This window comes from Streptomyces sp. NPDC014889 (assembly GCF_043081205.1).
GTDB lineage: Bacteria > Actinomycetota > Actinomycetes > Streptomycetales > Streptomycetaceae > Streptomyces.
The window spans coordinates 32,184-46,549 of sequence record NZ_JBIBWH010000024.1 but is presented as its reverse complement, the minus strand read 5'-3'; the positions used below and the strand labels follow the sequence as shown (position 1 = coordinate 46,549).

The 14,366-nt window shown below is 71.2% G+C and carries 15 protein-coding genes; 11 read left to right on the top strand and 4 right to left on the bottom strand.

Annotation, left to right across the window (positions count from 1 at the left end; all coding sequences use genetic code 11):
- Nucleotides 1–187 precede the first annotated feature (187 nt).
- Genes ACF09J_RS33580 through ACF09J_RS33570 form a run of 3 tightly spaced genes read left to right on the top strand, consistent with a single transcriptional unit; the run spans nt 188 to nt 2,239 of the window.
- Entirely contained in the window at nt 188–763 is a 576-nt protein-coding gene (locus tag ACF09J_RS33580) for an FABP family protein (RefSeq protein WP_392309254.1), read from the top strand.
- Nucleotides 764–792: 29 nt separating this feature from the next.
- Nucleotides 793–1,263 (top strand): Fur family transcriptional regulator, encoded by a 471-nt coding sequence (locus tag ACF09J_RS33575; protein WP_392309253.1) that lies wholly within the window; start codon nt 793–795, stop codon nt 1,261–1,263.
- Nucleotides 1,264–1,273: 10 nt separating this feature from the next.
- Nucleotides 1,274–2,239 (top strand): YgfZ/GcvT domain-containing protein, encoded by a 966-nt coding sequence (locus ACF09J_RS33570; RefSeq protein WP_392309252.1) that lies wholly within the window; start codon nt 1,274–1,276, stop codon nt 2,237–2,239.
- 68 nt (nt 2,240–2,307) lie between these two features.
- Here ACF09J_RS33570 and dtd read toward each other — a convergent pair whose 3' ends face one another.
- A complete protein-coding gene (gene dtd, locus ACF09J_RS33565) occupies nt 2,308–2,733 on the bottom strand; it encodes a D-aminoacyl-tRNA deacylase (RefSeq protein ID WP_392309251.1) in 426 nt (141 codons plus the stop codon).
- A gap of 172 nt (nt 2,734–2,905) precedes the next feature.
- Here dtd and ACF09J_RS33560 point away from each other — a divergent pair, with 172 nt between their 5' ends.
- From ACF09J_RS33560 to ACF09J_RS33545, 4 genes are all read left to right on the top strand, one after another.
- A complete protein-coding gene (locus tag ACF09J_RS33560; RefSeq protein ID WP_392309250.1) occupies nt 2,906–3,574 on the top strand; it encodes an AmfC protein in 669 nt (222 codons plus the stop codon).
- A gap of 99 nt (nt 3,575–3,673) precedes the next feature.
- The gene (locus ACF09J_RS33555; RefSeq protein WP_392309249.1) at nt 3,674–4,696 is read left to right on the top strand and encodes an asparaginase; all 1,023 of its coding nucleotides are present in this window, start codon (nt 3,674–3,676) and stop codon (nt 4,694–4,696) included.
- A 118-nt stretch (nt 4,697–4,814) separates the two neighbouring features.
- Nucleotides 4,815–6,074 (top strand): GNAT family N-acetyltransferase, encoded by a 1,260-nt coding sequence (locus ACF09J_RS33550; RefSeq protein WP_392309248.1) that lies wholly within the window; start codon nt 4,815–4,817, stop codon nt 6,072–6,074.
- Between the two features lie 429 nt (nt 6,075–6,503).
- Entirely contained in the window at nt 6,504–7,412 is a 909-nt protein-coding gene (locus ACF09J_RS33545) for a winged helix-turn-helix domain-containing protein (protein WP_392309247.1), read from the top strand.
- 42 nt (nt 7,413–7,454) lie between these two features.
- Here ACF09J_RS33545 and ACF09J_RS33540 read toward each other — a convergent pair whose 3' ends face one another.
- On the bottom strand, nt 7,455–7,643 hold the full coding sequence (locus ACF09J_RS33540) for a hypothetical protein (protein WP_392309246.1): 189 nt from the start codon (nt 7,641–7,643) through the stop codon (nt 7,455–7,457).
- 180 nt (nt 7,644–7,823) lie between these two features.
- Between ACF09J_RS33540 and ACF09J_RS33535 the strand changes: the two genes are divergently transcribed.
- Together ACF09J_RS33535 and ACF09J_RS33530 are read left to right on the top strand one after the other, a co-directional pair.
- A complete protein-coding gene (locus ACF09J_RS33535; RefSeq protein WP_392309245.1) occupies nt 7,824–8,702 on the top strand; it encodes a winged helix-turn-helix domain-containing protein in 879 nt (292 codons plus the stop codon).
- Entirely contained in the window at nt 8,702–9,469 is a 768-nt protein-coding gene (locus ACF09J_RS33530) for an HAD family hydrolase (RefSeq protein ID WP_392309244.1), read from the top strand. Before ACF09J_RS33535 ends, ACF09J_RS33530 begins: the two co-directional genes overlap by 1 nt.
- Here ACF09J_RS33530 and ACF09J_RS33525 read toward each other — a convergent pair.
- Nucleotides 9,460–9,651 carry a hypothetical protein gene (locus ACF09J_RS33525; RefSeq protein ID WP_392309290.1) on the bottom strand — a complete coding sequence of 64 codons (192 nt, stop codon included), beginning with the start codon at nt 9,649–9,651 and terminating at the stop codon, nt 9,460–9,462. The genes ACF09J_RS33530 and ACF09J_RS33525 overlap by 10 nt on opposite strands.
- A 168-nt stretch (nt 9,652–9,819) precedes the next feature.
- On the opposite strand from ACF09J_RS33525, the gene ACF09J_RS33520 reads away from it, so the two are divergent.
- Nucleotides 9,820–10,692: a winged helix-turn-helix domain-containing protein gene (locus ACF09J_RS33520; RefSeq protein WP_392309243.1), complete on the top strand. Its 873-nt coding sequence runs from the start codon at nt 9,820–9,822 to the stop codon at nt 10,690–10,692.
- Between the two features lie 254 nt (nt 10,693–10,946).
- Complete coding sequence (locus ACF09J_RS33515) at nt 10,947–13,127, top strand: phosphotransferase (protein WP_392309242.1); 2,181 nt, start codon at nt 10,947–10,949, stop codon at nt 13,125–13,127.
- Here ACF09J_RS33515 and ACF09J_RS33510 read toward each other — a convergent pair.
- Nucleotides 13,124–14,200, bottom strand: coding sequence for a MerR family transcriptional regulator (locus ACF09J_RS33510; RefSeq protein WP_392309241.1), 1,077 nt, complete (start codon nt 14,198–14,200; stop codon nt 13,124–13,126). The two genes, ACF09J_RS33515 and ACF09J_RS33510, sit on opposite strands and share 4 nt — an antisense overlap.
- Nucleotides 14,201–14,366: the final 166 nt, after the last annotated feature.

Genomic DNA, 14,366 nt, shown 5'->3' with positions numbered 1-14,366 from the left:
CCCGGCCGACTAAGCTGGGGACCGGCCCTGTGCATGTACCGCACCTGCTCAACCGAGGAGCACCCCGTGGAGATCTTCTTCGAAACCCTGCTGGTCCTGGTCTGCGTCGGCGTTCTCGCCTTCGCCTACCTGACCGTGAAGAAGCTGTACCAGGGCCAGCGCTGACCCCGAACAGGAACCGCCGCTCATGATCGAGATCCCGTCCGACCTCCACAAGGACCTGGTCCCCCTCGTCTTCCTGCTCGGCGACTGGGCCGGTGCAGGCGTGCACGATTTCCCGGGCGCCGAGAAGTGCAACTTCGGCCAGGAGCTCAGCTTCACCCACGACGGCCGTGACTTCCTCGAGTACCACTCCCGCACCTGGGTGCTGGACAACGACGGCAACAAGGTCAAGCCGCTGGAGTCCGAGTCCGGCTTCTGGCGGATCGACGCCGACCGCAAGGTCGAGGTCACGATGACCCGCGACGACGGCGTCATCGAGATCTGGTACGGCGAGCTGGCCCACAAGAAGCCGCAGATCGAGCTGGTCACCGACGCGGTCGCCCGTACCGCCGCCTCCCGCCCCTACACCGGCGGCAAGCGGCTCTACGGCTACGTCAAGAGCGATCTGATGTGGGTCGGCGAGAAGCAGACGCCGGACGTCGAGCTGCGCCCCTACATGTCCGCGCACCTGAAGAAGGTCGTCACCCCCGAGCAGGTCGAACGCTGGGCCAAGGCCCTCCCGGACGATCTTCCGGACGACGGAATCGCCTTCTTCAAGTGAGTCCCGGCGGGTCGCCCTAGACTTGGGGTGTGGTGAGCACCGACTGGAAGAGCGATCTGCGGCAGCGTGGCTACCGGCTGACCCCGCAGCGGCAACTCGTGCTCGAAGCCGTCGACAGCCTGGAGCACGCGACACCGGACGACATCCTCGGCGAGGTGAGGAAGACCGCGTCGGGGGTGAACATCTCCACCGTGTACCGGACCCTGGAGCTCCTGGAGGAGCTCGGGCTGGTCAGCCATGCCCATCTGGGACACGGGGCGCCGACGTACCACCTGGCGGACCGGCACCACCACATCCACCTGGTCTGCCGGGACTGCACGAACGTCATCGAGGCGGACCTGTCGGTGGCGGCCGAGTTCACCGCCAAGCTGCGGGAGCAGTTCGGCTTCGACACCGACATGAAGCACTTCGCGATCTTCGGGCGGTGCGCGGACTGCGCGCGCAGGGCCGCGGCGGCTTCGGGTGCCTCGGCCGGCAGGAGTCCAAGTACCGAGTCGTAGGGTTGTGTTCATGAAGAGCCCCCTGCTGTCCCTGCCCGGCGCCGTTCCGGCCGAGGGCGTGGACGAAGGCGTCGCCGCCCACTACGGCGACCTGTTCCGCGAGCAGCGCGCCCTCGCGGACGGCACCGGATTCGTCGACCTCTCGCACCGCGGTGTCATCACCGTCTCCGGCGAGGACCGGCTGAGCTGGCTGCACCTGCTGCTCACCCAGCACGTCAGTGAGCTGCCGGCCGGCCGGGCCACCGAGGCGCTGATCCTGTCCGCACACGGCCACATCGAGCACGCGCTCTACCTGGTCGACGACGGCGAGACGGTCTGGGCCCATGTCGAACCCGGCACCCAGGAGGCGCTGATCGCCTACCTGGAGTCGATGAAGTTCTTCTACCGGGTCGAGGTCGCCGACCGCACCGCCGACTTCGCCGTCGTGCACCTGCCGGCCGGTTCGATCGCCGACGCGCCCGACGGGGTCGTCGTCCGCGAGACCGCCTACGGCCGCGACCTGTTCCTGCCCCGTGCGGACCTGGAGTCCTACGCCGAACAGGCGGGCCCGCCGGTCGGGATCCTCGCCCACGAGGCCCTGCGCGTCGAGCAGCACCGGCCCCGGCTCGGCTTCGAGACCGACCACCGCACCATCCCGCACGAACTGGGCTGGATCGGCACGGCGGTGCACCTCCAGAAGGGCTGCTACCGCGGTCAGGAGACCGTGGCCCGGGTGCAGAACCTGGGCAAGCCGCCGCGCCGCCTGGTCTTCCTGCACCTCGACGGCAGCGAGGTCCACCTGCCGGTGCCCGGTACCGAGATCCGCCTCGCCGACGACGGCCCGGACGGCCGCAAGGTCGGCTTCATCACCACGTCCGTACGGCACTACGAGCTCGGCCCGGTCGCGCTCGCCCTGGTCAAGCGGAACGTCCCGGTGGACGCGCGGCTGATGGCGGGCGAGACGGCGGCCGCGCAGGAAGTGGTCGTGGAGCCGTAGCCTGCGCGGGACTCACGGGTCCCCGGGGCTCACGCCTCCGCGTTCTCACATCTCCGGGTTCCGGGTTCTCACATCTCCAGCAGGACGGTGAACGGGCCGTCGTTCGTCAGCGCCACCCGCATCCGCGCGCCGAACCGGCCCGTCACCACCGTCGCGCCCAGGGAGCGCAGCCGCGCGACCACCTCGTCCACCAACGGCTCGGCGACCTCGCCGGGCGCGGCCGCGTTCCAGGTGGGGCGGCGGCCCTTGCGGGCGTCGCCGTACAGCGTGAACTGGCTGACGACGAGCAGCGGGGCCCCGGTGTCGCTGCACGACTTCTCGTCGTGCAGCATGCGGAGCGACCAGAGCTTGCGGGCGAGCTGCGCCGCCTTCTCCTTGGTGTCCTCGTGGGTGACCCCGACGAGGACACACAGCCCCTCGCCCTCGATGGCCCCCACCGTCTCGCCGTCCACGACGACGCTCGCGCCGTCCACCCTCTGCACCACTGCACGCATGCCGACCATGATGCCTCTCGGCCGTCCGGGTGCCACGAGGGGGCCATATCGTGCTTCTTTCCGCTCCGTAACCCCCCATCCGGGGCTGATCGGGCGCACTCGGTCACATCCCGGCCACTCAGGGTGGCACGATGCTGTCGTACGCGCCGGTCGAGGGGACGGTTGAGGCGCCATGAGCACATCGAGTACCGAGCGGCACCCGGCGGCGGCCTCGCCGATCCTCGCGGAGGCCGCCGACGCCCACCGGCCGCCGGTGCAGCGCACCGACAGCCCCGGGGCACCCGCCGTGGACCCCGAGCCCAGCTCGTCGAGCACCGGGTACGCCCGCCATCCCGACCTGACCGTGCTGAGCCTGCCGGAGCTGCGCGCCCTGCGCCGGCAGGCGCAGCGGGACGAGGCCGACCTGAGCTACGTACGGCGGCTGCTCCAGGGGCGGATCGACATCCTCCGCGCGGAACTGGCCCGGCGCGGGCCGGAGTCCGTCCTGGGCGCCGGGCAGGTGCCCGCGCCCGAGCAGGGGTCCGTCGTCGAGCGGCTCGCGGAGATCCTCAAGGACGCGCCCGCCCGGCAGCGCTCCTCCGCCCGGCATGTGACGCTCGGCACACCGCACGGGGAGGAGTACCGGCAACTCGCCGCCCAGATGCTCGCCGAGGTCGAACTGTCGGACCTCGGGGCGCGTACGGACCGGGAGTTGGGCGCCGCGATGGGACGGCTCGAGCGGTACGAGCAGCAGGTGTCCGGGCGGCGGCAGCAGTTGCAGCGCACGGCCGACGGATGCGGCACGGAGATCGCCCGCAGGTACCGTGAGGGGGAGGCTCAGGTCGACGACCTGCTCGTCTGACGCGACGGCCGCGGAGACCCCGGGACCGGGGCGGGGAGCAGGTCGCCTCGATCGCGCCTGCTCCGCCTGTTCCACCTGTCGCCCGGAAGGCCACCGCCGATGTCCGCGTCCACAGTCTCCTCCTCCGGCTCCTCCGCCGTTTCCTCCTCCGCCCCGGCGTCCGCGTCCGGCGCGGCACAGGCGGTGCCGCCCGTGCTCGCCGAGGTGGTCCGCTCGGGGTTCGTGGAGGGGCGGCACCGGGGCAGCCTGGTGGTGCTGGCCGCGGACGGTTCGGTGGAGTGGGCGCTGGGGGACGTGAACGCGCCCGTCTTCCCGCGCTCGTCCAACAAGCCGATGCAGGCGGCGGGGGTGCTGCGCGCCGGGCTCGACCTGGCCGGTGAACGCCTGGCGCTCGCGGCGGCCAGCCACTCCGGGGAGGTCTTCCACCGCGACCTCGTGCACAAGATGCTCGGCGAGCACGGGCTGACCCCGGCGCAGTTGCGGTGCCCGCCGGACCTGCCGCTGGACCCGGAGGAGCAGGAGACCTACCTGGCCGCCGGGTCGGTGCGCGACCGGGTGGTGATGAACTGCTCCGGCAAGCACACCGCGATGCTCGCGGCGTGCGCGCTGCGCGACTGGCCGCTGGAGTCGTACCTCGACCCCGAGCACCCGCTCCAGCGGATCGTCCACACCGTGGTGGAGGAGGCGGCGGGCGAGCCGGTGGCGGCGGTCGGCACGGACGGCTGCGGCGCGCCGCTGGCGGCGATCAGCCTGACGGGCCTCGCCCGCGCCTACCGGTCCTTCGTTCTCGCCGCGCCCGGCACCCCCGAGCGCCGTGTCGCGGACGCCATGCGCGCCCACCCCGAGTACGTCGCCGGCACCCGCCGCCCCGACACCTGGCTGATGCGCGAGGTCCCCGGCACCCTGTCCAAGATGGGCGCGGAGGCCGTCCAGGCCGTCGCGCTCGCGGACGGCCGCGCCCTGGCCTTCAAGATCGACGACGGTGGGACGAGGACCCTGGGCCCGGTCCTGGCCCGCGCGCTGACCCTGATGGGCCTGGACGCCCCGGTGCTCGAACGCGTCGGGCACGCCCCGCTGCTGGGCGGCGGCCGGCAGGTGGGGGAGATCCGGGCGGCGTTCTGACCACGGCGGAGGACCACGACACCCCGCCGCGGCGGGGCCGGGAGGGGGCGCGGGCCGGGACGGCGGGGTGGGGGAAAACATCGCGACACCCCGCCCCCGGCGCCCCTACTGTCAGCCCATGACTGCCGCCAGCCCCGACATCGACGTACGTCCCATCACCGAGGCCGAGATCCCCGACTGGGCCCGCGCCCTGAAGACCGGCTTCCTGCGTCCCCCCGGCGTCTCCGAGGCCGAGATCGCCGACCTGCGCACGTACATCGAGCCGTCCCGCGCCCTCGGCGCCTTCGACGCAGGCCGGTGCGTGGCGACGTTCCGGTCCTTCCCGCAGGAGATCACGGCTGTCGGCGGGGCGACCGTTCCCGCCGACGCGATAACCAACGTCAGCGTCACCGCCACCCACCGCCGCCGCGGCCTGCTGTCCCGGATGATGGCCCAGGACCTGGCGGCCGCGAAGGAGCGCGGTGACGTCGTGGCGACCCTGATCGCCGCCGAGTACCCGATCTACGGCCGTTACGGGTTCGGTCCGGCCGCCTGGACGACCGAGTGGGCGATCGACGTGCCCCGGGCCGGCCTCGACCGCCGCCGGTCGGGACCGGAGGACGGCGGCCGGGTCGACCTCGTGGACGCCGACGACGTACGCAAGCTCGGGCCGGAGCTGCACGAGCGGCTGCGCCGCGCCCAGCCCGGCGCGGTCGACCGCTCCGACCGCTGGTGGCAGGTCAGCACCGGCGTGGTGTGCCCGGACCCCAGCCGGTGGACCGAGCGGTTCCACGCCGTCTACCGCGCCGCGGACGGCACGGTCGAGGGACTGGCGGCGTACCAGTGCGACGAGACGTGGTCGGACGCCAAGCAGCCGCTGAACACGGCCACGGTGAAGAACCTGATCGCGGTGACCCCGGCCGCCGAGCGCGCCCTGTGGCTGCACCTGTGCTCGATCGACTACGTGATGAAGGTGAAGAGCGGCTGGCGCGCCCCGGACGACCTGCTCCCCCTCTTCCTGCCGGACCCGCGCGCCGCCACGATCACCACGCACGCGGACTGGCTGTGGGTGCGGATCCTCGACGTCCGACGGGCCCTGGAAGCGCGGACGTACGAGGGCACGGGGACGCTGGTGCTCGAGGTCCTGGACCCGGCCGGAATGGCCGGCGGGCGCTGGCGCCTCGAGGCGTCGCCCGCCGGAGGGAACTGTACGCCGACGACCGGGAGCGCCGATCTGACGCTGGACGTGGCGGAGTTGGCGGCCCTGTGGCTCGGCGACGAGTCCGCGGTGCGGCTCGCCGCGCTGGGCCGGGTCCGGGAGGAACGAGCGGGCGCCGCCCGTGGGGCCGACGCCCTGCTGCGTACGTCCAGGCGGCCTTGGTGCCCGGACATGTTCTGAGCGCTCCTTCCTGCCGGTGCCGGGTGACGGATATGACGCGTCACGCATCCGTAGCTTGGCTGTTCGGTTGTGGCGGTACGAGACGGTGTTCAGTTGTGGCTGTGCGGCATGTTCGGTTGTGGCTGTGCCTGCCGGCTGTGCGCCGGTTGCTCGTGCCGGCTGTGCGCCGGCTGTTCAGTTGTGGCTGTGCCTGCGCGGTGCCGATGCCGGCTTCCGCTCCCCGTTGGCGTGCCGACCGACCGGGCTCCCGGCTCCCCTCCGGAAGGGAGCACGGTCGTACGTACCAACCGTCACCTGGTGGCCAACACTTGGAAGGTCTGGCCATGTCGCTCAAGTTGGCTACCAACTTCACTGCTGTTATCTCCGCTTGGAAGCGGCTCATAACCACCTTCCAGGGAACTGCCGGAAGATGGCGGGAAGTTGTACCGTTTGGCCGTGGACCCGGAACATGCCTCCGTCAATGGACGGAAGAGGTCACAGCGGCCACAGAGGTCACACCGCGAGGTGGCCGACGAGCTGCGGCGTCGGATCAGGACCGGAGTGCTGCGGCCGGGCCAGCGCATGCCCACCCAGGCCGAGCTGGCCGACGAGTTCGGCATCGAGCGCGGGGCCGTGCGCCAGGCCCTGCGCATCCTCCAGTCGGAGCACCTGCTCACCAATGTGTCCAAGGGGAGCCCGGCGACCGTCGCGGCCGGCCCGGTGGGGGCCCTGACCGGCCCCGCCGCCCCGCCGCTGCCCACCACGGCCGCGCTCGCGCCCCGTATCGCGGCCGCCTTCGACGCCCCCCATGTCGCCATCGACGCCCTGTGCCTGACCGCCATCTCGCTCACCCTGGCCATCGGTGAGCCGTTGCGGCAGATCCACGCCGGGCGACTGAAACCGGCCAAGGTCGACGTCCGCGTGCTGCTGCCCAGCCGGGACATCGACCTCGCCTTCCCGGCGCCGGTGGACGCCTCCGACGCGGGCCGGCTGCGCCGCGGCTGGCTGGCCCAGCGCAACGCCCAGGGCCAGGTGCTCAAGCACAACCTGCTGGCCCTGCGCGCCAGCCACGGGATCGACGTGCATGTGAGCTTCCGGGCGCTGCCCTTCACCCCGCCGGTCAAGCTGTACCTGCTCAACGACAGGGAGGCGCTCTTCGCGTACTACACGCTGCGGCGGCGTGAGCAGGAGATCGACCAGGAGCCGCTGGAGCTGTACGACGCGGAGGGCACGCGGTCGATCCTCTTCGCCTTCGAGCAGGGCGCGGGGGCGCGGGACACCACCTTCGTCGAGCAGTCCCACGTGTGGTTCAACGCACTGTGGGAGACGATCAGTTCGGAGCTGCTGCTCACGAGCTGACGCCTCCCACGCAAAGCGGCCCGGCCGCCGGGGACCCGCGTGTCACAGGGCGGGCCCCGCGAGCAGCATCGCCAGCACCACGGCCCCCACGGAGCTGAGGGTCGGGTTCTTGGCCTTGAGGCCGACGGTGAGCAGCAGCAGGCCGACGATGCCCATCGCGCCGTACTTCCACTGCACGAGTTCCTCGAAGCCGACGACGAAGATGGCTGACACAAGAGCGAGAGCAGGCACGGTGGTTCCCCCTTCGGACGATGACGGGCCGGGACGGGCGTGGGGGGTGTCGGAGAGAGGGCAATACTTCTGCCAACTCAATCAAGTTGGTGACCAACTATGCTTTAGATGTCCCCACTTGGCTGCCATCCATAAACAAGTTTCAAACAACTCCCTTTAGATGGGTCAAAGTTGTAGCGTTTGGTTGTGAACCAGGAGAGCGTGGCCGTGAACGGCAGCAGAAGAAGCTCGCCCCAGGAGATCGCCGACACACTGCGGGACCGGATCCGCTCCGGCGAGCTCCGGCCGGGCGACCGCCTGCCCACGCAGGCCGAACTCGCCGAGGAGTTCGGGGTGGAGCGCGGCACCGTGCGCCAGGCGCTGCGGGTGCTCCAGGAGGACGGCCTGCTCAGCAACGTCACCAAGGGCAGCCCGCCGCGCGTCGCCGTGCCCGTCGCCGCCCGCGCGGAGCCGCAGCCGACGATGGTCGGCCTCGCGCCCCGGCTCGTGGAGGCCTTCTCCGCCCCGCAGGTCAGGATCGACGCGGCCTGCCTCACGGCCGAGTCCCTGATGATCGCCGTCGGCGAGCCCCTGCGCCTGATCCACGAGGGCCGGCTGCGCCCCGAGTCGATCGACGTGCGCATTCTGCTGCCGTCCCGCAACATCGACCTGGCCTTCCCGGTCTCGGTGGACCGGCCGGGCCAGGAGGACCCGGTCCACGAGCGCTGGCTCGCCCAGCGCAACGCCCAGGGGCACGTCCTGAGCCACAACCTCAAGGCTCTGCGCGCGACCCACGGCATCGACGTCCGCGTGACCTTCCGGGCGCTGCCCTTCACCCCGCCGGTCAAGCTGTACCTGCTCAACGGCGCGGAGGCGCTGATGGCGTACTACATGATCACCCGCCGCGAGGAGTGGGCGGACGACGGGACGCTGGACATGTACGACGTCCTCGGCACGGAGTCCCTGCTGTTCTCCTTCGAGAGGGCGACCGGGCAGCGCGACGCCGCGTTCGTGGCGGAATCGCAGAAGTGGTTCGACGCCCTCTGGGAAACCATCACGTCGGATCTGACACTCTCCTAGTGACTTCTGATACGACGCAGACCGAAGCGGTGACAGCCGAGACCGGGAACGAGACCGAGGAACTGCGGAATCTGATCGCGGATGCCCATGTCGTGCTCTGGGACTTCGACGGGCCGATCTGCCGGCTGTTCGCCGGGCACTCGGCGGAGCGGGTGGCGAACGAACTGGTGCGGTGGCTGGAGGGCCAGGGCCTGCACGGCCTGCTGACCGGCTCCGAACGGCAGTCGCTCGACCCGCACGTCGTCCTGCGGGCCGTGGACCGCCGGCACCCCGGCAGCGACCTCGTCACGGAGCTGGAGGCGCGACTGACCGAGGAGGAACGGCGAGCCGTCCCCTCCGCGCAACCCACCCCGTACGCCGACCCGTTGATACGCACCTGGAAGGCCCTGGGCTCGCGCCTGGCCATCACCACCAACAACTCGCCCCTCGTGGTGCGCGAGTACCTTGACGGCCGCGACCTGGGCGACTGCTTCGCCCCCCACGTGTACGGGCGCACCCGGGACCTGGAACCCCTCAAGCCCGACCCGCACTGCCTGAACCGCGCCCTGAGCGCCACGGGCACGGCTCCCGGCCGGGCCCTGATGATCGGCGACACCCCCACCGACCACGAGGCCTCCCTGCGGGCCGGTGTGCGCTTCCTCGGCTACGCCCGCAACGCCCGCAAGGAGAAGCTGCTCAGGGAGGCGGGCGCCACCGTGGTCGTGGACTCCCTGGAACCGGTACTGAGGATCCTGCGGGGCCTGGGCGTCCCGCCGGTTCAGGCCTGAGTCATCAGCAGGGTGAAGGCGACGGCCGCACCGACCGCGACCCGGGTGTCGCGGGCCCGTATGCCCACGGTGACCGCGACCAGCAGGGCCGGGCCCAGCACGCCCAGCCGGGCCCGTGACTCGTTTGTCAGGAGGAACTCCCCCAGGATCCGGAGCAGTTGCAGCAGGACCACGTTCCCCACCAACCCTTCCAGTTTCAGTGAGGCGGTCAACCAGCAGGCCAATTGGGCTGGTTGTCTTGGAATGGATGTCCCCTGCCCGGCTGATCGCTTAACGCGGCAGGCCGGATTGACTGCCAACAGACCCGAAAGGCCGGTTTGTTGGCGGTCCGTCGGCGGTACGGTCAGGGTGTGGGCGAGGAACGCGCGATCGACGGCGGGGGCAGGGAGTTTCGCCGGGTGTCCGACGAGCTGCGGGCCCGGATGGCGGACGGCAGGTACCCCGTGCGCTCCTTCCTGCCCTCGCAGCGCGATCTCGCGGAGGAGTTCGGCGTCTCCAGGGACACCGTCCAGCGGGTGCTGCGGGAGCTGAGCAACGAGGGCTGGACGGAGTCCCGGCGGGGCAGCGGCACCCGCGTCAAGAAGAACCAGCGCATACAGTCCTCGGCGGCCAAGGCCACCCGGTCGGCCCGTGGCGTCACGCTGGGTCCGCTCATCAGTGAGGCGTTCGAACAGCCCGACGTTCGGCTGGACGTCTACACGCTGACGTCGGAGTCGCTGGACGCGCACATCCGGCTCCAGGCGGAACGCATCAGGGGCGGCTTCATCCGGCCGCAGAGCATCGTGCTGCGCATGCTCCTGCCGGCCACGTCGCTGCCGCTGCCCTACCCGCGGGCCATGGACGACGAGAACGCCCCCCGCCTGCACGACCGCCTGCTCGCCATCACGCGGCGGCACACCGACTCGCTGCGCGGTGTACTGCGCGAACTGCGGACCGAACAACTGGTGCCCGCGGTCGAGGTGCAGATCCGGCACGCACCGCTGACCCCGGCCTTCAAGCTCTACGTCCTCAACGGCACGGAGGTCCTCTTCGGGCCGTACGAGGTGATCGAACGCCCCGTGGTGCTCGAGACCGGCGAGGAGGTCAGGGCGCTCGACGTGCTGGGTCTTGGGTCGACCCTGACCCATCACGTGCGCGACGCGAACGCCGACTCGCCGGGGTCGGTCTTCGTGACCTCGATGCAGTCGTGGTTCGAGTCCGTGTGGGCACTGCTGTCGGAATGACGCGGCGGCACCTCCGCCACACGCTGTCCGGTAGCATGCGCGCACCGCATGAGCGACAGCTCCGTTTCTCACGTATGGCACGCAAGAGGTGGCGTGAAGGCGACCTCGACGGTGCGACGCAGTCCGGAGACCACAGGCAGGGGCACACCACCCGTTGTGCCGACGCCGGGTGCGCTCCGATCGTGTCCTTTATGGGGCGTGGCGTACCTTTTTTCACACCATCACTTCTGAGCACTTGAGCAACTGGAGCGGCCGTGGGCGCACCTCCTCCCCGTCCCTTTCTCGGGGAACACGCCCTCCGCGACGTCAGGGCGTTCGTGCGGCTCGCCGCCAGGCTGGGCCGGGCGAGCAGCGGCCACCACAACCAGAACCACGTGCTGCCGCTGACGGAACGCATGGCGCGGCTGCTGGGCCGGGAGGCCGGCACGTCGGTGACGGTGCGCATCCGCCGGGCCCGGGTGCTGCCCGTGGTGATCAGGACCTGGAGGGACGAGGCCGACATCCTCGACACCGTCAGAGGCGTGCTGCCCAACGTTCCGGAGTGCCTGGTCAAGCAGGACTCCTTCGCGATCCACAGCTACGTCGAGGGCGTTCCGCTCTCCAGCGTCTGCGGCAACGGCAAGCCGGTCGACACGCTGCTGGTCAAGGCGCTGGCGGAACTGCTCGCCCGGATGACCCAGGTCCGCAGGGAGGTGCTGCCCCCGCTGCCGTCCGAGTGGCCGCGCAACGACAAGGACAGCCAGGCGTTCCTGCAGACGCTGGCGCGGCTCGCGGACCGGCAGATCAGGCAGGCCAATTGGCAGGATTTCGGTGGGCTGTTCGCGGCCCTGGGCATCCCCGAGGACGCCCTGGTCCAACTGGCCGAGCGTGTGCCCGCGATGGCCAGACGGCCGTACAGCCTGCTCCACGCGGACCTGCACCGCGACAACCTGATCATGTCCTACGACGGTGACCCGGCCCTCATCTGCGTCGACTGGGAGCTGGCGACCTACGGCGATCCGCTGCACGACCTCGCCACGCACCTGGTCCGCATGCAGTATCCGGGCCACCAGTGGCACGAGGTGATCGACGCCTGGGCCGAGGCCATGAGCCACATCCGCCCCGCCTCCGTCAACGGCCTGGGCAACGACCTGCGGCACTACGTCGCCTTCGAGCGGGCGCAGTCCGTCTACCCGGACGTGATGCGGGCGGCGAGGGCCCTGGAGGACGCGCCCGACCAGAAGAGCCTGGACGAGGCGACGGCCTCCGTCCAGCGGGCGCTGGAGACGGCCGCCGAACCGCTCGGCCTCAGGAACGTTCCGGACACCGCGCAGATCGAACGCATCCTCTTCCGCTGGCGGGCCTCCCGGACGGCGGGACGGACCGGCGGTGCCAGGCAGGCCGCGGAGACGGTCTCCTGGTCGTGGGACCCGCGCCTTCCGGAGCGGCCCGACTTCCCCGGCTCCGCGATCCGCCACGCGCTGCTCGCCGAGGGGACGGCCCCGGCCAGATGGGTCCTCAAGGGCACCACCCACCTCAACTCGGTGGTCCGCGTGCCCGAGTCGGATGTTCCGGTGGTGGTACGCCGCAAGGTGGCGAACGTCTGCCGCCGTGAGCCGAGCTTCCTCAGCGAGCATGCCGTGCTGCGGGCCATCGAGCAGTCCGGCGTCCCCGTGGCGGCGCCGAAGGTGCTCGCCCTGGGCCGCAGCCACCGGGGGGAACCCTGCGCCATCCACACCTACGTCGGCCCCGAGGACCCCGACCGTCCGCCCAGCCACCCGGAGCACGGCCTGCGACCGCACGAGGCGGACGCGCTCGTCGACCAGCTCTGCGCGCTGACCGGCGTGGACTACCGGGAGCTCGACCCGGTCGCGGGCAAGGAGGCCTTCTTCACCTGGCTGTGCGACCAGCTCGTGCTCCTGGTGGAGAAGCTGCCCAAGGAGTCGCGGCAGCTGGCCCGGTTCCTCGGCCTGCCCGGCGCGTCCCGGCTCCGGCAGATCCTCTCCCGCTTCTGGGTCAGCCCCCGCTGCCCGTCGCTCCTGCACGGCGACCTGAACCCGTGGAACCTCGTACGCCGCGAGGACGCCCTCGCCCTCACCGTCATCGACTGGGAGATGGCCCTGATCGGCGACCCGCTGTACGACCTGGTCCGCCACATGCACCTCACACCGACCCGCCCGGAGATCCGCGAGCGCATGTTCAGTCGCTGGGAACGCCGCCTGCCCGCCGAGTACACGGCCGGCTGGCGCCAGGACTGGCGCGTGTACCACCGACTGGAGACCGTCCGCTCCGCCTACGTGGACCTGGACCGCCTGGTCACCGGCGCCAGCCTGGACGCCCCGAACGTCCGCCGAGCCGTCGACTCCTACGCGATGACCCTCGCCGAGGCCACGGGCTTCCTGGGCCTGACGGTCCGAGCCACGGCAAACCCGTACCTGGCGCGGGCTCTGGCCTAGCCGAGCTCCACGACGTCGGCGACCACACAGCTCACGTTGTCCGGGCCGCCGGAGCCGTTGGCGAGGGCGACGAGTTCGCGGACCGTCCGCTCCGGCTCCCCGGTCTCGGAGAGCACCCGCTGGATCTCTTCGGCCGGCACGACGCTCGACAGGCCGTCGGAGCAGAGCAGGTAGCGGTCTCCTCGCCGGGCGTCGTGCAGACGCATGTCGGGGGTGCCGTCGGCTCCTTGGCCCAGGGCTCGTATCAGGAGCGACCGCTGGGGGTGGGAGGCGGCTTCCTCCGGGCTGAGGCGTCCTTCGTCCACCATCGTCTGCACCATGGTGTGGTCGTGGGTGATCTGGAACAGCTCCGTGTCGCGCAGGAGGTGGACGCGGCAGTCGCCGATGTGGACGAGGGCGAGTTGCGATCCGGTCCAGAGCATCGCGGTGAGCGTGGTGCCGGCCTCTTCGGGGGACGAACCGGCCCCCGCGATGCCGTGAACGGCCCGTTGGGCCTGCTCGATCGCGTCCTCCAGGACATTGAGGAGACTGCCCGCCGGGATGCTGTCGGTTTCGAGGTGCTTGAGCGCGTCGACGGCGGCCGCGCTCGCGGGGGCTCCCTGGCTGCCGTAGCCGTCGGCGACGGCGAGCAGGCGGGACCCGGCGTAGGCGGTGTCCTGGTTGCTCTCGCGGACGAGGCCGGTGTCGGACAGAGCGGCGTAACGGATGCCCAGGGGCCTGGTGGTCGGGGACATGGCAGGGTCCTTCCAGGACAGGTGGTCGATGAGGAAGGCGGCCAGGTCACGCCGTGCGGCGGTGTCGGCCTCGACCCGGGCCCAGAACGCGCGGATCTCCTGGGCCGCCGCGGCCGCCTCCAGCGAGCAGACGTGCCGGATGCGGGTCAGCGGCATCCCCAGACGCCGGAGCCAGGCGACCAGCCGGGCCCGGTCCAGTTGTTCCGGTGCGTAGAGGCGGTAGCCGGTCACCGGGTCCACACGAGCCGGGGTCAGCAGGCCGAGCTCGTCGTAGAGACGCAGCGCCTTCGGCGACAGCCGGGACGCCCTCGCGAACGCCCCGATGGTCAGCAACCCCATGCCCGCCCCCTCACACCGGGCACATCGCCCGGCCCCTCGATGCTCCGACCTCCCCCAAGGTGAAGGTCAACCCGAAGCTCCTCGCCCGGTGATTCCGTGACAGCAGCGTCGTGAGGAGATCGAGCCTGCCCGGGTCGACGACACCGTTCAGCAAGGTGTCCGGCCC